The sequence below is a fragment of the Pseudomonas sp. NKUCC02_KPG genome (genome assembly GCF_019345465.1).
Classification (GTDB): domain Bacteria; phylum Pseudomonadota; class Gammaproteobacteria; order Pseudomonadales; family Pseudomonadaceae; genus Aquipseudomonas.
Genome location: NZ_JAHKRC010000011.1, coordinates 141,866 through 159,278, shown reverse-complemented (window position 1 = coordinate 159,278; position 17,413 = coordinate 141,866). Strand labels below are relative to the sequence as shown.

16 protein-coding genes are annotated in these 17,413 nt (G+C 56.2%); 4 read left to right on the top strand and 12 right to left on the bottom strand.

The annotated features are described in order from the left end of the window. Positions 1 to 113: 113 nt before the first annotated feature. On the bottom strand, positions 114 to 764 hold the full coding sequence (rlmE, locus tag KO536_RS16200; RefSeq protein ID WP_019825907.1) for a 23S rRNA (uridine(2552)-2'-O)-methyltransferase RlmE: 651 nt from the start codon (positions 762 to 764) through the stop codon (positions 114 to 116). A gap of 107 nt (positions 765 to 871) precedes the next feature. Between rlmE and yhbY the strand changes: the two genes are divergently transcribed. Beyond that, the gene (yhbY, locus tag KO536_RS16195; RefSeq protein WP_019825905.1) at positions 872 to 1,180 is read left to right on the top strand and encodes a ribosome assembly RNA-binding protein YhbY; all 309 of its coding nucleotides are present in this window, start codon (positions 872 to 874) and stop codon (positions 1,178 to 1,180) included. A 278-nt stretch (positions 1,181 to 1,458) separates the two neighbouring features. On the opposite strand, the gene greA is transcribed toward yhbY, so the two are convergent. The 7 genes from greA to grpE form a co-directional block, all read right to left on the bottom strand. Further along, the gene (gene greA / locus KO536_RS16190; RefSeq protein WP_019825904.1) at positions 1,459 to 1,935 is read right to left on the bottom strand and encodes a transcription elongation factor GreA; all 477 of its coding nucleotides are present in this window, start codon (positions 1,933 to 1,935) and stop codon (positions 1,459 to 1,461) included. Continuing rightward, on the bottom strand, positions 1,932 to 5,153 hold the full coding sequence (carB, locus tag KO536_RS16185; protein ID WP_019825902.1) for a carbamoyl-phosphate synthase large subunit: 3,222 nt from the start codon (positions 5,151 to 5,153) through the stop codon (positions 1,932 to 1,934). Before carB ends, greA begins: the two co-directional genes overlap by 4 nt. Before the next feature lie 114 nt (positions 5,154 to 5,267). Next, entirely contained in the window at positions 5,268 to 6,404 is a 1,137-nt protein-coding gene (gene carA, locus KO536_RS16180) for a glutamine-hydrolyzing carbamoyl-phosphate synthase small subunit (RefSeq protein ID WP_219262437.1), read from the bottom strand. Between the two features lie 259 nt (positions 6,405 to 6,663). After that, positions 6,664 to 7,470 (bottom strand): 4-hydroxy-tetrahydrodipicolinate reductase, encoded by an 807-nt coding sequence (gene dapB / locus KO536_RS16175; RefSeq protein ID WP_219262436.1) that lies wholly within the window; start codon positions 7,468 to 7,470, stop codon positions 6,664 to 6,666. Between the two features lie 10 nt (positions 7,471 to 7,480). Further along, complete coding sequence (gene dnaJ, locus KO536_RS16170; RefSeq protein WP_019825896.1) at positions 7,481 to 8,605, bottom strand: molecular chaperone DnaJ; 1,125 nt, start codon at positions 8,603 to 8,605, stop codon at positions 7,481 to 7,483. 320 nt (positions 8,606 to 8,925) lie between these two features. Beyond that, positions 8,926 to 10,842, bottom strand: a complete 1,917-nt coding sequence (dnaK, locus tag KO536_RS16165) for a molecular chaperone DnaK (protein ID WP_019825894.1) — start codon at positions 10,840 to 10,842, stop codon at positions 8,926 to 8,928. A gap of 100 nt (positions 10,843 to 10,942) precedes the next feature. Further along, positions 10,943 to 11,509 (bottom strand): nucleotide exchange factor GrpE, encoded by a 567-nt coding sequence (gene grpE, locus KO536_RS16160; RefSeq protein ID WP_133078309.1) that lies wholly within the window; start codon positions 11,507 to 11,509, stop codon positions 10,943 to 10,945. A gap of 252 nt (positions 11,510 to 11,761) precedes the next feature. Here grpE and recN point away from each other — a divergent pair, with 252 nt between their 5' ends. After that, entirely contained in the window at positions 11,762 to 13,444 is a 1,683-nt protein-coding gene (gene recN, locus KO536_RS16155; RefSeq protein ID WP_219262435.1) for a DNA repair protein RecN, read from the top strand. Positions 13,445 to 13,540: 96 nt separating this feature from the next. On the opposite strand, the gene fur is transcribed toward recN, so the two are convergent. Next, a complete protein-coding gene (fur, locus tag KO536_RS16150; protein ID WP_019825889.1) occupies positions 13,541 to 13,954 on the bottom strand; it encodes a ferric iron uptake transcriptional regulator in 414 nt (137 codons plus the stop codon). A 98-nt stretch (positions 13,955 to 14,052) separates the two neighbouring features. On the opposite strand from fur, the gene KO536_RS16145 reads away from it, so the two are divergent. Further along, the gene (locus KO536_RS16145) at positions 14,053 to 14,580 is read left to right on the top strand and encodes an outer membrane protein assembly factor BamE (protein ID WP_048352541.1); all 528 of its coding nucleotides are present in this window, start codon (positions 14,053 to 14,055) and stop codon (positions 14,578 to 14,580) included. A 72-nt stretch (positions 14,581 to 14,652) separates the two neighbouring features. Here the strand turns inward: KO536_RS16145 and KO536_RS16140 are convergent, their stop codons facing one another. Genes KO536_RS16140 through KO536_RS16130 form a run of 3 tightly spaced genes read right to left on the bottom strand, consistent with a single transcriptional unit; the run spans position 14,653 to position 16,808 of the window. Continuing rightward, positions 14,653 to 14,970: an RnfH family protein gene (locus KO536_RS16140; RefSeq protein ID WP_219262434.1), complete on the bottom strand. Its 318-nt coding sequence runs from the start codon at positions 14,968 to 14,970 to the stop codon at positions 14,653 to 14,655. Beyond that, positions 14,963 to 15,397 carry a type II toxin-antitoxin system RatA family toxin gene (locus KO536_RS16135; RefSeq protein WP_019825884.1) on the bottom strand — a complete coding sequence of 145 codons (435 nt, stop codon included), beginning with the start codon at positions 15,395 to 15,397 and terminating at the stop codon, positions 14,963 to 14,965. Before KO536_RS16135 ends, KO536_RS16140 begins: the two co-directional genes overlap by 8 nt. A 7-nt stretch (positions 15,398 to 15,404) precedes the next feature. Next, complete coding sequence (locus KO536_RS16130; protein ID WP_219262433.1) at positions 15,405 to 16,808, bottom strand: sodium-dependent transporter; 1,404 nt, start codon at positions 16,806 to 16,808, stop codon at positions 15,405 to 15,407. A 117-nt stretch (positions 16,809 to 16,925) separates the two neighbouring features. On the opposite strand from KO536_RS16130, the gene smpB reads away from it, so the two are divergent. Next, positions 16,926 to 17,408, top strand: coding sequence for an SsrA-binding protein SmpB (smpB, locus tag KO536_RS16125; RefSeq protein WP_048362119.1), 483 nt, complete (start codon positions 16,926 to 16,928; stop codon positions 17,406 to 17,408). Positions 17,409 to 17,413: the final 5 nt, after the last annotated feature.

The following is a 17,413-nucleotide window of genomic DNA, read 5'->3' as shown; positions in this document are numbered from 1 at the left end:
TACATTGCCTACAACCCTTGCAGGCTCCGTCTGTAACCCTTTGTGAAACTTTGACTACACAATATTCGTTATGCCAGATCTGTAAAGCGATTCAAAAAAAACTATCGCCCTTGTCAGAGACGCTCATCACTGGCGGAACCATCGATACCGCGGAAGCCGCGCCCCAGCAAATACTGCTCGCGGGACCTGTCTCGAGACGACGACGGCTTGCGCATCTGCACCTTGTCGAACAGCTTGCGAATGTCTTTGTGGTACTGATCGAAGCCTTCGCCTTGGAAAACTTTAATCAGAAAATCACCACCAGGACGTAGGACGCGACCAGCAAGGTCCAGTGCCAATTCGCACAGGAACATCGCCCGGGGCATATCCACAGCGGCCAATCCACTCATATTGGGGGCCATATCAGAAATCACAAGGTCTACTTGCGTATTTCCTACTGCCTCGAGGATCTGTGCCAGTACGGCGTCCTCGGTAAAGTCGCCCTTGATGAAGGTCACATCAGGAATACTGTCCATGTCCAGGATGTCGGAAGCAATCAAACGCCCCTGACCACCGATCAGACGACTGGTCACCTGTGACCAGCCACCCGGGGCAGCACCCAGGTCAATCACTGTCATGCCGGGACGAATGAGTCGATCGCGCTCTTGAATCTCCAGCAATTTGTAGCTGGCGCGCGAGCGATACCCGTCTTTTTGCGCCATTTTGACGTACGGGTCGTTGAAATGCTCTTTCAGCCAGTTAAGGCTAGTCTTGGAACGGGCCACGGGCCACCTCAAAAATTTTAAACGGGTCGTGATTAACTGGGCGGTCTGGGACTCGCTCGGGTAAACTGGCCGCCGCTTTTTACAAGATCAGACACAGGGGTCAGATTATGCCGCTCACTCAAGAGCAGAAGAAACAGTACAAATCCATTGGCCACCATCTGAAACCAGTTTTGACTGTGGCTGATAATGGTTTGACTGAAGGTGTTTTAGCCGAACTCGAACGCGCATTGGGCGATCACGAGCTGATTAAAATCAAAGTCAACATTCTGGATCGTGAATCCCGCCTGGAAGCCGTCGCACAAATGTGCAAGGCCGGCAAAGCGGAACTGGTACAGGTTATCGGCAAAATGGCGCTTCTGTACCGCAAGAACGTCAATGTAAACAAGCAACTGTCGAACATCCATCGCTTCAAGTGATGTCGACAAGGGTCAAGGGTGCGCCTGGCGCGCCCTGAAACTCTTCCAGGGATAAACCCGAGAGTCATGCAAGAACTGCCCGCGCAACGCATCAGGCAGCCAGAGACGCCCAACGCAACCCTTCCCGCACCCGCTACTCGCCTTTCAACTTGCAACGCTGCTAACCGGGTTCAGGCCAGCACCGCTAAAAATTCTGTGTGCAACAACCACAAGCTGCCGACCCGGAACACCCGGGCCAGCCGCCAAAGAAGTGCGCCCGCACAAGGCGGGCGCCATTCCTAGATGTGACGTACCTCAATGATCTCGTATTCAATAACACCGCCAGGTGTTTTCACCGCGACTACGTCACCCTCTTCCTTGGCAATCAAGGCACGAGCAAGTGGCGAACCCACGGAGATTTTTCCGAGTTTGAAGTCAGCTTCATCTTCACCAACGATCTGATAGACAACGCGCTCGTCAGTTTCAACGTTCGCGATCTCAACCGTGGTGCCGAAAATCACCTTGCCGGTGTGAGGAATCGCTGCCACATCAATAACCACTGCGTTTTGCAGACGGCCTTCGATGTCACGGATACGAGCCTCAGACATACCCTGGAGCTCACGAGCTGCATGGTATTCAGCATTTTCTTTCAAATCGCCCAACTCACGCGCCGTACCAATTTCCTTGCTCAGCTTCGGCCGAACAACCTTGGTCAGGTGTGCGAGCTCTTCCTCCAGGGCCTTGTGGCCCTGGACGGTCATTGGATACTTGATCATGACTTCAATCCTGCGTGTAGATCCTGCAAGCGGCGCACGGTTTTTTCAGGACCGAACTTGAGCGCTTCGCAGATCGCTTCGCCAGCAGCAATGGTCGTGGTGCAGTAGATCTTGTGCTGCAGCGCGTTGCGGCGAATGGAGTAGGAGTCAGCAATCGACTGACGACCCTCGGTAGTGTTGATGATCAAGGTAACTTCGTCATTCTTGATCATGTCGACAACGTGCGGACGACCTTCGGTCACCTTGTTCACGCGACGTACTTTCAAGCCGGCAGCTTCGATGAACTTGGCTGTGCCCGCCGTTGAAACGATCTCGAAGCCCAGGCTGATCAGGTCGCGAGCAACGCCAGCCACCAGGGGCTTGTCGTCGTCACGAACGCTGATGAAGGCAGTACCGCCAGTCGGCAGCACTTCGCTTGCACCCATCTGGGCCTTGGCAAAAGCTTCGCCGAAGGTATCGCCCACACCCATCACTTCACCGGTGGACTTCATCTCAGGGCCGAGAATCGGGTCAACACCAGGGAATTTGGCGAACGGGAAGACCGCCTCTTTCACGCTGTAGAAGTTAGGAATGATTTCTTTGGTGAAGCCGATTTCTTTCAGGGTTTTACCGGCCATCACGCGAGCTGCGATCATCGCCAGGGAAACACCGATGCACTTGGACACGAAAGGAACGGTACGCGAAGCACGCGGGTTCACTTCGATCACGTAGATATCTTCGCCCTGCAGAGCCAACTGCACGTTCATCAGGCCGACAACGCCCAATTCCAGAGCCATCTTCTTGACCTGCTCGCGCATCTCGTCCTGGATGTGCAGCGGCAGCGAGTACGGCGGCAGCGAACATGCAGAGTCACCTGAGTGAACACCCGCCTGCTCGATGTGCTGCATGATCGCGCCGATCACTACATCAGTACCGTCGCAGACAGCATCCACGTCCATTTCGATGGCACAGTTGAGGAAGTGGTCCAGCAGCACAGGGCTGTCGTTGGACACTTTCACCGCGTCGCGCAGGTAGCGCTTGAGCTCTTCTTCTTCGTAAACGATTTCCATCGCACGGCCGCCCAAAACGTAGGACGGACGAACAACCAGCGGGTAACCGATCTTGCCAGCGGCGCGAATCGCTTCGTCTTCGCTGCGCACAGTGGCGTTTGGCGGCTGACGCAGGTTCAGGCGCTCAACCATCTGCTGGAAACGCTCGCGGTCTTCTGCACGGTCGATGGCGTCAGGGCTGGTACCGATGATCGGTACGCCGGCTTCTTCCAGGGCGCGGGCCAGTTTCAGCGGGGTTTGACCGCCGTACTGGACGATCACGCCTTTTGGCTTCTCGACCCGCACGATTTCCAGGACGTCTTCGAGGGTTACGGATTCAAAGTACAGACGATCCGAAGTGTCGTAGTCGGTGGAAACGGTTTCCGGATTGCAGTTGACCATGATGGTCTCGTAACCGTCTGCACGCAGCGCCAGAGCGGCGTGAACGCAGCAATAGTCGAACTCGATACCTTGGCCGATACGGTTCGGGCCACCGCCCAGGATCATGATCTTGTCACGGTCCGAAGGGTTGGCTTCGCACTCTTCCTCGTAGGTGGAGTACATGTAAGCGGTGTCGGTGGCGAACTCGGCGGCGCAGGTGTCAACGCGCTTGTAGACCGGGAACACTTCCAGCTTGTGACGGTGACGACGCAGGTTTTTCTCGGTGACACCCAGCAGTACGGCCAGGCGCGCATCGGAGAAGCCCTTGCGCTTGAGGCGATACATGGCATCACGGTCAATCGAGGACAGCGCCATGGTCTTGATCTTTTCTTCGTCCTTGATCAGATCTTCGATCTGCACCAGGAACCAAGGGTCAATCATGTTCATGCCGAAGATATCTTCGACGGTCATGCCTGCGCGGAACGCGTCAGCCACGTACCAGATACGCTCGGCGCCCGGCACGGTCAGTTCGCGCTTGAGCACGGCCATGCTTTCCGGGTTGCTCAGGTCCAGCTTTGGATCAAGACCGCTTACACCCACTTCCAGACCGCGAAGGGCCTTTTGCAGGGATTCCTGGAAAGTCCGGCCGATAGCCATGACTTCACCCACAGATTTCATCTGCGTGGTCAAACGAGCGTCAGCCTTGGCGAACTTCTCGAAAGCAAAGCGCGGCAGCTTGGTCACAACGTAGTCGATGGACGGCTCGAAGGACGCAGGAGTAGCGCCGCCGGTGATTTCGTTTTGCAGTTCGTCCAGGGTGTAGCCGATCGCCAACTTGGCAGCGATACGTGCAATCGGGAAACCGGTCGCTTTCGATGCCAGGGCCGAGGAACGCGATACACGCGGGTTCATCTCGATCACAACCATACGGCCGGTGTCCGGGCAAATACCGAACTGAACGTTGGAACCGCCGGTTTCAACGCCGATCTCACGCAGTACCGCCAGGGAGGCGTTACGCATGATCTGGTATTCCTTGTCCGTCAGGGTTTGTGCCGGAGCAACGGTGATCGAGTCACCGGTGTGCACGCCCATCGGGTCAAAGTTTTCAATCGAGCACACGATGATGCAGTTGTCCTTCTTATCGCGGACAACCTCCATCTCGTACTCTTTCCAGCCGATCAGGGATTCGTCGATCAGCAGCTCTTTGGTTGGCGACAGGTCCAGGCCGCGAGCGCAGATTTCTTCGAACTCTTCACGGTTGTAAGCAATACCGCCACCGGTGCCGCCCATGGTGAAGGACGGACGGATGATGCACGGGAAGCCCAGCTTTTCGAGAACCGCATTAGCCTCTTCCATGCTGTGAGCGATACCGGAACGCGGGCAGTCAAGACCGATGGACTTCATCGCCTTGTCGAAACGCGAACGGTCTTCAGCCTTGTCGATGGTGTCGGCATTGGCGCCGATCATCTCTACGCCGAACTTCTCCAGAACGCCTTCGCGCTCCAGATCCAGTGCGCAGTTCAGAGCAGTCTGGCCGCCCATGGTTGGGAGCAGTGCGTCCGGACGCTCTTTTTCGATGATCTTGGCAACGGTCTGCCATTTGATCGGCTCGATGTAGGTGGCGTCGGCCATGTCCGGGTCGGTCATGATGGTGGCCGGGTTGGAGTTCACCAGGATGACGCGATAACCCTCTTCGCGCAGGGCTTTACAGGCCTGGGCGCCGGAGTAGTCGAATTCACAGGCCTGGCCGATAACAATCGGGCCAGCGCCGAGAATCAGGATGCTTTTTATGTCTGTACGTTTTGGCATGGGTTTGTCACTCAAATCCGCAGGTCAGTCGGCAAGCTGTCAATCAGGCTTCTGAAGCGCCCTGGGGGCCACCGAAGGTCGGGGCCGCCACAGGGCGCTGCAGCAGGGAGCTGATCAGCGGCGCTTGGCCATCTCATTGATGAAGCGATCGAACAGCGGCGCAACGTCGTTCGGGCCAGGGCTTGCTTCAGGGTGACCCTGGAAGCTGAAAGCGCTCTTGTCGGTCAGCTCGATACCTTGCAGCGTGCCGTCGAACAGCGACTTGTGAATGGCGCGCACGTTGGCTGGCAAGGTTGCTTCGTCTACCGCAAAACCGTGGTTCTGGCTGGTGATCATCACAACACCTGTGTCCAGATCCTGGACCGGGTGGTTAGCGCCGTGGTGGCCATGACCCATTTTCACGGTCTTGGCGCCCGAGGCCAGAGCCAGCAGCTGGTGACCGAGGCAGATACCAAACACCGGAATCTCGGTATTCAGAACTTCCTTGATGGCCGTGATCGCGTAGTCGCAAGGCTCAGGATCGCCAGGACCGTTGGACAGGAACACGCCATCAGGGTTGAGTGCCAGTACATCGCTGGCCGGGGTCTGAGCAGGAACCACCGTAACGCGGCAGCCGCGCTCAACCAGCATGCGTAGGATGTTCCATTTTACGCCGTAGTCGTACGCGACCACGTGGTAAGGCAGCTCGCTGGCTTCGATAGTCAGGTGACTGTCAGTGGCCAGGTTCCAGACGCTGGAGCGCCACTCGTAGGCTTTTTCGGTGCTGACGACTTTCGCCAGATCCATGCCTTTCAGGCCCGGGAAGCCGCGAGCAGCTGCAATTGCAGCCTCGTCAGAAATATTGTCGCCCGCCATGATGCAACCGTTCTGCGCGCCTTTCTCACGCAGGATGCGCGTCAGGCGGCGAGTGTCGATACCGGCGATGGCTACAACATTGTTGGCTTTCAGGTAGTCGGCCAGCGACATGGTGTTGCGCCAGTTGCTTGCAACCAGCGGCAGATCACGGATTACCAGACCTGCGGACCAGACACGATCAGACTCGGCGTCTTCCGGGGTAGTACCGGTATTGCCAACATGCGGGTAAGTCAGGGTCACGATTTGCTGAGCGTAGGAAGGATCCGTCAGGATCTCCTGGTAGCCAGTCATTGCGGTGTTAAACACCACCTCACCAACGGTTTGACCGTCGGCCCCAATGGCTTCGCCGCGAAAAATGCTGCCATCAGCGAGGGCGAGTATGGCTTGCTTAGTCAAGAAGACCTCCCGTAAATAAAGCCTGAAAGGGCGATCGCAGGTTGTAAAAAAGCGGAGTGACGTATGGACACGTCACCCCGCTTCTTCATCGAATTATCTGCGCGCTTTTAGTGGACACACTAAAGCTGTAGCTTACAGAAAAAGGCTTTTTTGGTCTACCGCTAAAGAGTCTAAAAGACAGGAGAATGCGACAGGAAATCGCTTAGCGGTTAAAAATCGGGCTGCTGGCGCGCCAACAGCCCGATTTTACAGAGATAACTCAACGCAGGTCGAGCACATCCTGCATGTCATACACGCCGGGCTCTCGCCCTTCCAGCCACAAGGCAGCACGAACGGCACCCTTGGCAAAGGTCATGCGACTGGATGCCTTGTGGGTAATCTCGAGACGCTCGCCTTCAGTGGCAAACAGCACCGTATGATCACCCACCACATCACCGCCGCGCACAGTGGCAAAACCGATGGTTTCACGGTCACGAGCACCGGTATGGCCTTCACGACCATATACCGCAACCTTTTGCAGATCGCGGCCCAGCGCATCGGCAATCACCTCACCCATGCGCATCGCCGTTCCCGAAGGAGCGTCGACCTTGTGCCGATGGTGCGCCTCGATGATTTCGATATCCGCCTCATCACCCATCACCCGCGCCGCCATATCCAGCAACTTGAATGACAGATTGACCCCGACACTGAAGTTGGAAGCAAAGACAATCGCAATGTCCTGACCCGCTTCGACCAACAGCTGTTTTTGCGCCGCACTCAAGCCCGTGGTGCCAATCACCATGGCCTTGCCCAGCTTGCGACACACCGCCAGATTGCCCAGCATCACTTCAGGCAAAGTGAAATCGATGAGCACATCAAAATCAGCAGCGACCTCCTGCAGGCTGGCCGACAACGGCACATCAATTCGCCCGACAGAAGCCAGCTCGCCGGCATCAGCCCCCACCAGGGAACTGCCCGGACGAACGATTGCCGCCGTCAGCCCGCACAGTGGCGAGCGCTGCTGCACCGCATCGATCAATGTCTTGCCCATGCGCCCGGCAGCGCCCATCACAGCTATACGTCGCATCTACCGCTCCTTACAGGTCGCCGAAAAAACGCTTCACGCCTTCAAACCAGCCCGTGGCGTTTGGGGAATGGCAGCTATCGCCTTCCAGCGTGGTACGGAACTCTTCCATCAGTTCACGCTGACGACGACTCAACTTGACTGGAGTTTCAACTACAACGCGGCACATCAGATCGCCTGCACCACCGCCACGCACCGGAGCAACGCCCTTGCCACGCAAGCGGAACTGCTTGCCAGTCTGAGTACCTTCAGGGACTTTCAACTTGACCCGACCATCCAGCGTTGGCACTTCAAGCTCTGCGCCCAATGCGGCATCAGCCACGCTGATCGGCACTTCACAGAACAAATGCTTGCCGTCGCGCTGGAAAATCGCGTGCTCGCGCACATCGATCACTACATACAGATCGCCAGTCGGCCCACCCTGTACACCCGCCTCGCCTTCGCCCGACAGACGAATGCGATCGCCGGTATCAACGCCCGCAGGGACTTTCACGGAAAGGGTTTTGTATTCTTCTACACGGCCTTCGCCACGGCAGCTGTCACACGGATCAGAGATGACCTTGCCTTGACCATGGCAACGCGGGCAAGTCTGCTGAACAGCGAAGAAACCCTGCTGCATGCGCACCTGACCAATACCGCCACAGGTTGTACAGGTCACAGGCGAAGAGCCCTTCTTGGCGCCCGAGCCGTCACATGGCTTGCAGTTGACCAGCGTCGGAACGCGGATATTGACCGTGGTACCGCGCACGGCCTCTTCCAGATCCAGCTCCAGCGTGTAGCGCAAATCACTGCCACGCTGAGCACCGCCCCGGGAGCCGCCACGGCCACCACCAAAGAAATCGCTGAACACATCGCCAAAAATATCGGAGAAGTTCTGGCCGCCAAAACCAGCACCGCCGCCACCCATTTGCGGATCAACACCGGCATGGCCGTATTGATCGTAGGCCGCACGCTTGCTGGAGTCCGACAGAACTTCGTAAGCTTCGTTAGCTTCCTTGAACAGTTCTTCCGAGGCCTTGTCATCCGGATTGCGGTCCGGGTGATGCTTCATCGCCAGTCGGCGATAAGCTTTTTTCAGTTCGATCTCAGTCGTAGTGCGTTCAACACCCAATATTTCGTAATAGTCGCGCTTTGCCATAATTCTTTGCACTCTCAAGGACGTTCGACAAAACCCTCCCGAGCCTCGCCAAACCCGCCAAGCCCGAAAAGGATCAGACCCGACTCACGTCTTTTCAACGATATTGGTTTCTGTTTAACAGCCAATGCATTGGCCGACAGGAGCGGTTACCTCTGGCCGGAAAACAAGAAAGATCCAGACCAAACCGCCAGCATTCGACCTTGTCGCATGCTGTAAAAATTCCTTTACTCCAGACACGCCAACGCGGGAGCAAGCTCCCGCGCGGCGACATCCTACCAGTCACCGCTAAAGCGCGGTCAACTGGCCGACAAACAAGCTGATTACTTGTTGTCTTTTACTTCTTCGAACTCAGCGTCGACAACGTCGTCCGCTTTTTCAGCCGAATCAGCTGGCTTGGCCGCTGCGTCTGCCGGGTTCGCTTGCTCGGCGTACATTTTCTGTGCAACCGGAGCAGACACCTTGGACAGCTCTTCAACCTTGGCTTCGATAGCAGCCTTGTCGTCGCCCTTAACAGCAGCTTCAAGTGCAACTACAGCAGCTTCGATTGCAGCTTTCTCTTCCTCGGTTACTTTGTCGCCAGCATCGACGATCATTTTGCGAGTCGAGTGAACCAGTGCGTCGCCCTGGTTACGTGCAGCTGCCAGCTCTTCGAACTTGCGGTCTTCCTCAGCATTGATCTCGGCATCACGAACCATCTGAGCGATTTCTTCCTCGGACAGACCCGAGTTAGCCTTGATCACGATGGACTGAGACTTGCCAGTCGCCTTGTCTTTTGCACTTACGTGCAGGATGCCGTTGGCATCGATGTCGAAGGTTACTTCGATCTGAGGCACGCCACGTGGAGCTGGTGGAATGTCGGCCAGGTCGAACTTGCCCAACGACTTGTTCTGTGCGGCTTGCTTACGCTCACCTTGCAGTACGTGAATGGTCACAGCGCCCTGGTTATCGTCAGCAGTCGAGAACACTTGCGATTTCTTGGTAGGAATCGTGGTGTTTTTCTCGATCAGAGCAGTCATTACACCGCCCATGGTTTCGATACCCAGAGTCAGCGGGCTCACGTCCAGCAACAGAACGTCTTTAACATCACCGGCCAATACCGCGCCCTGGATGGCAGCACCCATTGCAACAGCTTCGTCCGGGTTCACGTCTTTACGTGCTTCCTTGCCGAAGAACTCGGTTACCAGCTTCTGTACCAGCGGCATACGAGTCTGACCACCGACCAAGATCACGTCGTTGATCGCGCCAACGTCGATACCAGCGTCTTTCAGAGCAATGCGGCAAGGCTCGATGGTGCGCTGAACCAGGTCTTCAACCAGCGATTCCAGCTTGGCGCGGGAAATCTTCACGTTCAAGTGCTTAGGACCGGTGGCATCTGCAGTGATGTAAGGCAGATTCACGTCAGTCGACTGGCTCGAAGACAGTTCAATCTTGGCTTTTTCAGCAGCTTCTTTCAGACGCTGCATCGCCAGCGGGTCACCTTTGAGGTTCATGCCGCTTTCTTTCTTGAACTCGTCAACCAGGTAGTCGATCAGACGGATGTCAAAGTCTTCACCACCCAGGAACGTGTCACCGTTGGTTGCCAGCACTTCAAACTGGTGCTCGCCATCAACTTCGGCAATTTCAATGACCGACACGTCGAAAGTACCGCCACCCAAGTCATAAACGATGACAGTGTGGTCGCCCTTCGCTTTGTCCATACCGTAAGCCAGAGCAGCTGCGGTTGGTTCGTTGATGATGCGTTTAACGTCCAGACCCGCGATACGGCCGGCGTCTTTGGTTGCCTGACGCTGGCTGTCGTTGAAGTAGGCCGGAACGGTAATGACCGCTTCAGTCACTGGCTCGCCGAGGTAGTCTTCGGCGGTTTTCTTCATTTTCTTCAGAATTTCAGCCGAAATCTGTGGCGGAGCCATTTTCTGGCCGTTCACTTCAACCCAAGCGTCGCCGTTGTCAGCCTTGGCGATCTTGTACGGAACCATCTGAATGTCTTTCTGTACGACTTCTTCGTCAAAGCGACGACCGATCAGACGCTTCACCGCGTACAGGGTGTTATGCGGATTGGTCACTGCCTGACGCTTGGCCGACTGGCCAACCAGAATTTCGCCATCATTGGCGTACGCAACGATCGACGGCGTAGTGCGCGCGCCTTCTGCGTTTTCGATAACTTTTGCTTTACCGTTTTCCAGAACCGAAACACACGAGTTGGTGGTCCCGAGGTCAATACCGATAATTCTGCCCATGTTTACTCTCCCTAAATTTGAATTTTGTTGCCGCAGCAGTAATGACCAACTGCGGCATTGCTTAACGCTTGACTTCTAAATGGGGGCCTTGCGGCCGATTTCAAGCCTTTTCGTCAATCGATGGCGAAACCGGCGCTGGCGCCTTGCTGACTACGACCATAGCCGGGCGCAGCAAGCGACCATTGAGCTGATAACCCTTTTGAAACACCTTGAGCACACTGTTTGGCTCCAGGTCAGCACTTTCCTGCATTGCCATCGCCTGATGATGCTCGGCATTGAAGGGCTCGCCGTGCGGGTCGATCGCTTCCAGCTGATAACGCTTCAGGGTGTCCTGGAACATTTTCAGGGTCAGTTCGATCCCTTCGCGCATCGGACGAATGTTTTCATCGTCCGGGCTGGACAGCTCAAGACCGCGCTCCAGACTGTCGATCACCGGCAACAGGTCGCCAGCGAACTTCTCCAGCGCAAACTTGTGAGCCTTCTCAACATCCTGCTCAGCGCGGCGGCGAACGTTCTGCAGATCGGCAGCTACGCGCAGAGCCTGATCATTAGCGGCTGCCAGCTGCTCTTCAAGCACCTGCACACGGGCTGCCAAATCTTCACCTGCTACATCGGCGGCCTGGTTGGCGTCCTGGTTCTGCGTATCCATAGTCTGTTCGTCTGCCATAGATTTCTCCTTTCAAACTTCGTCCGCGAGCTCGACTCGCGCTTCTGCCAAGGTATATGGGGTCGCAATTCTCAGGTTCAAGAGCCTGAAAACCAGAAAATAGATGTTAGAGCCCCCTGGCGTTACCTGCAAAAAAACAAAATCGAGCTAAAAAATCCAAAAAAACAAGCAAATCGAACTAAGCACAGCCATTGTCAGCACGAAACAAAACACTGTATAAATAACCAGACATTACGTTTTGGAGCAGCTCCTATGCTGGTGCACCTGTCCGTACACAACTACGCCATCGTTGAACATCTCGATCTCGAACTGGATCGCGGGATGAGTGTAATCACTGGCGAGACCGGTGCCGGCAAATCGATCATGCTCGACGCCCTGGGCCTCACACTAGGGGACCGCGCAGACAGCGGTGTTGTCCGCCCGGGAGCCGACAAGGCCGATATCCTGGCCACGTTCGACCTGCAAGACATATCAGAAGCCCGGGCCTGGCTTGCCGAGCGCGATCTGGAAGGTGAAGGCCCGTGCATCTTGCGCCGAGTCATTACTGCCGAAGGCCGCTCGCGCAGCTACATCAACGGCACCCCCTGCCCCCAAGGCGACCTCAAGGCCCTGGGCGAGCTGCTGATTGATATCCACAGCCAGCACGAGCACCAGTCGCTGCTCAAACCCGATACCCACCGCCGCCTGCTCGACGAGTTCGCCGGCGCCACCGACCTTGCCCGCCAGGTGCAATTGGCCGCGCAACGCTGGCGCCAGACCAGGCAAGAGCTTGAACACCTGTCCAACTCCGGCGATGAACAGCGCTCGCGCCATCAACTGCTCAGCTACCAGCTCGAAGAACTTGAAACCCTTTCCCTGGGCGAGAACGAACTGGAAGAACTGGAACAGGAACACAAAAACCTGACCAACGCCGAAACCTTGCTGACCATATGCCGCCAGGTGGTGGAGCAATGCAGCGAAAGCGACTCAGGCAACGTGCTCAATGCCCTGACGGTGAGCCTCAATCGCCTTTCAAGCATCAACAACAACTCGGGCTCACTGGGCGAAGCCACCGATCTGCTGGCCAGCGCACAAATTCAAGTCGAAGAAGCCGTGGGCGAGCTCAATCGCTTTATCGACCATTTTGATGCTGATCCAGGCCGACTGCAGTACCTGGAAGAAAGGCTCGACACCATCTATACACTGGCGCGCAAACACCGCGTGCAACCCACCGAAGTGGCTGCCTTGCAGCAAAAACTGCTGGATGAACTCGAAACCCTCAACGCCAACGACGAGAACATCGAACGCCTGGCCAATGAGCTGACGTCCTATTCCCGCCACTATCATGAGTGCGCACGCGAACTCAGCAACTTGCGCAGCCAGGCTGCAACGCGCCTGAGCAGTGCCGTTGAAGAAGAAATACAGCGTCTTGGCATGCCCGGTGGCCGTTTCGTGATTGAACTGCGCCCACAGAGCAGCAATGACCCTATGCCTCAAGGCCTGGAGCAGGTCGAACTGCTCGTAAGTGCCAACCCCGGCCAGCCACTCAAGGCATTGGCCAAAGTTGCCTCTGGCGGTGAGCTGTCACGTATCAGCCTGGCCATCCAGGTAATTACCGCTCAAACATCCCGCGTACCCACTCTGGTATTCGACGAAGTGGATGTCGGGATTGGCGGCCCGACGGCCGAAATCGTGGGGCAACTGCTACGCCGCCTTGGCGAGCGAGGCCAGGTACTGACAGTCACTCACTTGCCGCAAGTGGCTGCCCAATGTCATCAACACCTTTTTGTACACAAGGTCCGCGAGAGCGATACCACCCGTACTGCCGTGGCCAAATTGAGCAAAAAAGAGCGCGTAGAAGAGGTTGCACGCATGCTCGGCGGTGTCGACCTGACCAAAGAATCCTTGGCCCACGCCAAAAAAATGGTCGTCACTGCAAAGAATCTGGCGGCTTAACGACGAACGGTTATCAAAAGACCGATATCAGAAAGCACGAAGGCGGCCCTAGGGCCGCCTTCGATCGTTTCGCGAACCGTAGCTCGCGTGACATGCTTACTTGGACTTCTTGCGCACGTACAGCACCAAGTTGTGATCCACCAACTCAACACCGTGCTTGGCTGCAATGGCGTGCTGCAGTTTTTCGATGTCTTCGTCGAAAAACTCGATCACTTCACCGCTGTCCACGTTGACCATATGGTCGTGGTGGCCGCCGTCAGCATCAGCCAATTCAAAGACCGCATGACCGCCATCAAAGTTATGGCGAATCACCAGCCCGGCTGACTCGAACTGGGTCAGCACACGGTAAACCGTGGCCAGACCGACGTCCTCGCCTGCTTGCATAAGTGCCTTGTAAACGTCCTCGGCGCTCATGTGACGCTGCTCTGCAGAGTCAAGCATCTGTAGAATTTTGACTCGTGGCAGAGTCACCTTAAGTCCGGCCTTACGTAGTTCGCTATTTTCAACCATGGTTAGCTTTCTCGCGGAAGCGGCTTCGCAGCTTCTCTTAATACGGGTATGATCGGCGTTTACGTTGTCCCAGCCAAGATAGTGGAAGTCGCCCACCGATGCAAAACACCAAGCTCTTGCTAACCAGTTTCACCTTTGTGGGACTGCTCGCACTCGCCGGTTGTTCATTCCCCGGGGTTTACAAAATCGACATCCAACAGGGCAATGTCGTCACGCAGGACATGATAAACCAGTTACGCCCGGGAATGACCCGTCGGCAAGTGCGGTTTATCATGGGCAACGCCCTGCTGACCGATACATTCCACCCTGATCGCTGGGATTACCTGTATAGCCTGCAGCCCGGCGGCGGTGAACGCCAACAGGAACGCGTCAGCGTGTTCTTCAACCAAAATGACCAGCTCGTAAGCTTGTCAGGCGACTTCAAGCCTGGTGTAAGCCGCGACGAAGCCATTCTCGGCAAAACCGGCGGCACAAACGTGACCGAACCGGCCACTGAAGCTCCAGTCGAGAAGAGCGAAGTTCCAGCCAAGCCTGGTTCGTTGCTTGATCAAATCCAGAAGGACGTAGACGGTGTTGAAACCGTACCGGTTCCTACGCCAGAACCTCTGGACACAACCGAACAATAAGCGTTCGGCACAAAAAAGCCCGGCATGCCGGGCTTTTTGTTGCCTGCTATAAAAGTGCTCACTGCTCACTGCTCACTGCTGACTCAGACGCTTGGCCTCGGCAGCTTTAGCCGCACGCTGACGCCGAATTTCTTTAGGGTCGGCCAGCAGCGGGCGATACATCTCAATGCGATCGCCCGCCTGCAACACCCGGGTTTCAGGCTCTGCGACCTGCTTGCCGAATATCCCCACCGGGCAATTCGCCAGATCGAGTTCGGGAAACTCACGCCCCATGCCCGACGCCAAAACCGCAGCCCGCAAGGTCGTACCCTGGGGTACAACCACAGTCAGCAGGCACTGACGATCAACAGCGGCATACACCACCTCTACGTCAATCATGAGCTCAGCCATACAACTGCTTGGCACGCTGACAGAATGCATCCACCAGCGTGTTGGCCGCCTGATTGAACAAAGGCCCCAGGGTCGCCTTGACGATAGCCCCGGCGTAATCGAAGGTCATGTCCAGGCTGATCTTGCAGGCCTTCTCACCCAACGGTTTGAACACCCACATGCCGTGCAGCTTGGTAAACGGGCCTTCTTCCAGGTTCATTTCAATGGATTGACCCGGCACCAGCGTATTGCAGGTCACGAAGTGCTGGCTCAGGCCGCCCTTCGCCACACCCAGGCTGGCGCGCATCAGCACCTCAGTGCTTTCCAGGATTTCGGCAGACGAACACCACGGCAAAAATTGCGGGTAACTCGCAACATCATTCACCAGGTCATAAAGAGCCTGGGCTGGATAAGGCAACAAAGCGGAGCGTTGGATATGGGTAGTCATGTCAGCGTTACTTCCACAGCTGGGCGGCAAACACAATCAGAATGCCGAGTGGCGCCACATAGCGCATCAAAAAAAGAGTCAGGGCGAACAACACCGGGCTACGCATCGACAACTCGTCGCGAACCGCACCGCGCCCCATGATCCAGCCTGCAAAGACCACAAAGCACAGCCCGCCCAAAGGCAACATGATACGCGAGGTGAAGAAATCGACGACACCAAAGAAGTCCAGGCCGCTTGCAGCGCCCCATTGATAGAGGTGAAAACCCGAGTCTTCACTCACGAAAAACTTGGCCTGTTTCCAGATATTGAACGAAAACACCGTGCCCAGCCCAACAAACCAGCAACTGAACGCCAGCCAGAACGTGACCCACAAGCGTCGAACCTTGGTCCGTTCCACCAGATAAGCCACCATCGGCTCAAGCAATGAAATGGCTGAGCTCCAGGCGGCCACTGCCACCAGAACGAAAAACACCACGCCCATCAACTGACCAAACGCCACATTGCCGAAGGCAAAAGGCAAGGTCACAAACATCAACCCCGGCCCTTCGCCAGGGTTAAGTCCCGACGCGAAGACAATTGGAAACAATGCCAGCCCGGCGAGCAATGAGACAAACGTGTCGATCAGGGCGACCCCCACGACAGTTCCGGAAATCGATACGTTCTTCGGCATATACGCGCCGTAAATCATGATCGAGCCCACGCCCACACTCAGCGAAAAGAAGGCATGTCCCATCGCCGCCAGCAAACCATCGAGCACGCGATCAGGGTTGAAGTCGAACATGAAATGCACGCCCTGCATAAAGTGCCCTGTGGTCATGCTGTAACCCAGCAACACCAGCAGCAGCACAAACAGCAACGGCATCATGATCTTCAGGCTGCGCTCAAGCCCCGCCACCACGCCTTTGGCAATCACATACGCCGACAACAACATAAACGCGGTGTGCCAGAAAGTGAGCCTCCACGGGTTGGAAATCACGCCACCAAAGTACTCACCGACCTGAGCGGCCGTCGCGCCCTGAAAATCACCCTTGCCCATATTAATGATGTAATCCAGCGACCAACCGCCCACCACGCTATAGAAAGATAAAATCAGCAGCGCCGTAATCATCCCGGCAAAAGCCCCCCACGACCAACGCCCCGAGTGCCCGGCCTCTACCGCCAACACCTTCAAGGCATTCGCCGGACTAAGCCGCGCACGCCGCCCGATCAGGGTTTCAGCCAACATGACCGGCACACCAATCAGCGCGATGCAGGCCAAAAACACCAATACAAATGCGCCGCCGCCATAGACGCCAACCATATAGGGAAATTTCCAGATACTGCCCAAACCCACGGCAGAACCGGTCGCAGCGAAAATAAAGACCCAACGGCTTGCCCAACTGCCGTGGACAGAAACCTTGTCTGTCGACATCGTTACTACGCCCAACCACTAAAAAAAGAGGGCGCATTGTCCGGGAATCAACCTACGTGCTCAAGCACGCAGGTGCCCGTAGCCGACACGCTCGCAACTGCCTATAATGCCGGCCCTATGGCTAAACAGAAGAAACACCCTACAGGGACCATCGCGCAGAATAAAAAAGCGCGACACGATTACTTCATCGAACATCGGTTCGAGGCTGGTCTGGTCCTGGCCGGCTGGGAAGTAAAAAGTCTGCGTGCAGGCAAGGCACAACTGGTCGACAGTTATGTGCTGCTCAAGGATGGTGAAGCATGGTTGCTCGGCAGCCATATTTCACCCCTGACGACTGCCAGCACCCACGTCATCGCCGACCCGACGCGCAGCCGCAAACTGCTGCTTAACCAGCGCGAGCTGGAAAAGCTGTTTGCCGCAGTGCAGCAGAAGGGTTACGCCTGCGTCTGCCTCTCGCTTTACTGGAGCAAGCACTTGATCAAGTGCGAAATTGCCCTGGGTAAAGGCAAGAAGGAATACGACAAGCGTCATACCGAGCGCGAGCGTGATTCTGACCGCGAGTTGCAGCGCGCAGTGCGCAACAAGGGCAAGGAAGACTAGCTCTT

Coding starts and splice junctions, on each gene's coding strand:
- yhbY (WP_019825905.1), top strand. CDS start 872: ATGCCGCTCACTCAAGAGCAGAAGAAACAGTACAAATCCATTGGCCAC.
- greA (WP_019825904.1), bottom strand. CDS start 1,935: ATGATCAAGTATCCAATGACCGTCCAGGGCCACAAGGCCCTGGAGGAA.
- carB (WP_019825902.1), bottom strand. CDS start 5,153: ATGCCAAAACGTACAGACATAAAAAGCATCCTGATTCTCGGCGCTGGC.
- dapB (WP_219262436.1), bottom strand. CDS start 7,470: ATGCGACGTATAGCTGTGATGGGCGCTGCCGGGCGCATGGGCAAGACA.
- dnaJ (WP_019825896.1), bottom strand. CDS start 8,605: ATGGCAAAGCGCGACTATTACGAAATATTGGGTGTTGAACGCACTACG.
- dnaK (WP_019825894.1), bottom strand. CDS start 10,842: ATGGGCAGAATTATCGGTATTGACCTCGGGACCACCAACTCGTGTGTT.
- grpE (WP_133078309.1), bottom strand. CDS start 11,509: ATGGCAGACGAACAGACTATGGATACGCAGAACCAGGACGCCAACCAG.
- recN (WP_219262435.1), top strand. CDS start 11,762: ATGCTGGTGCACCTGTCCGTACACAACTACGCCATCGTTGAACATCTC.
- fur (WP_019825889.1), bottom strand. CDS start 13,954: ATGGTTGAAAATAGCGAACTACGTAAGGCCGGACTTAAGGTGACTCTG.
- KO536_RS16145 (WP_048352541.1), top strand. CDS start 14,053: ATGCAAAACACCAAGCTCTTGCTAACCAGTTTCACCTTTGTGGGACTG.
- KO536_RS16140 (WP_219262434.1), bottom strand. CDS start 14,970: ATGGCTGAGCTCATGATTGACGTAGAGGTGGTGTATGCCGCTGTTGAT.
- KO536_RS16135 (WP_019825884.1), bottom strand. CDS start 15,397: ATGACTACCCATATCCAACGCTCCGCTTTGTTGCCTTATCCAGCCCAG.
- KO536_RS16130 (WP_219262433.1), bottom strand. CDS start 16,808: ATGTCGACAGACAAGGTTTCTGTCCACGGCAGTTGGGCAAGCCGTTGG.
- smpB (WP_048362119.1), top strand. CDS start 16,926: ATGGCTAAACAGAAGAAACACCCTACAGGGACCATCGCGCAGAATAAA.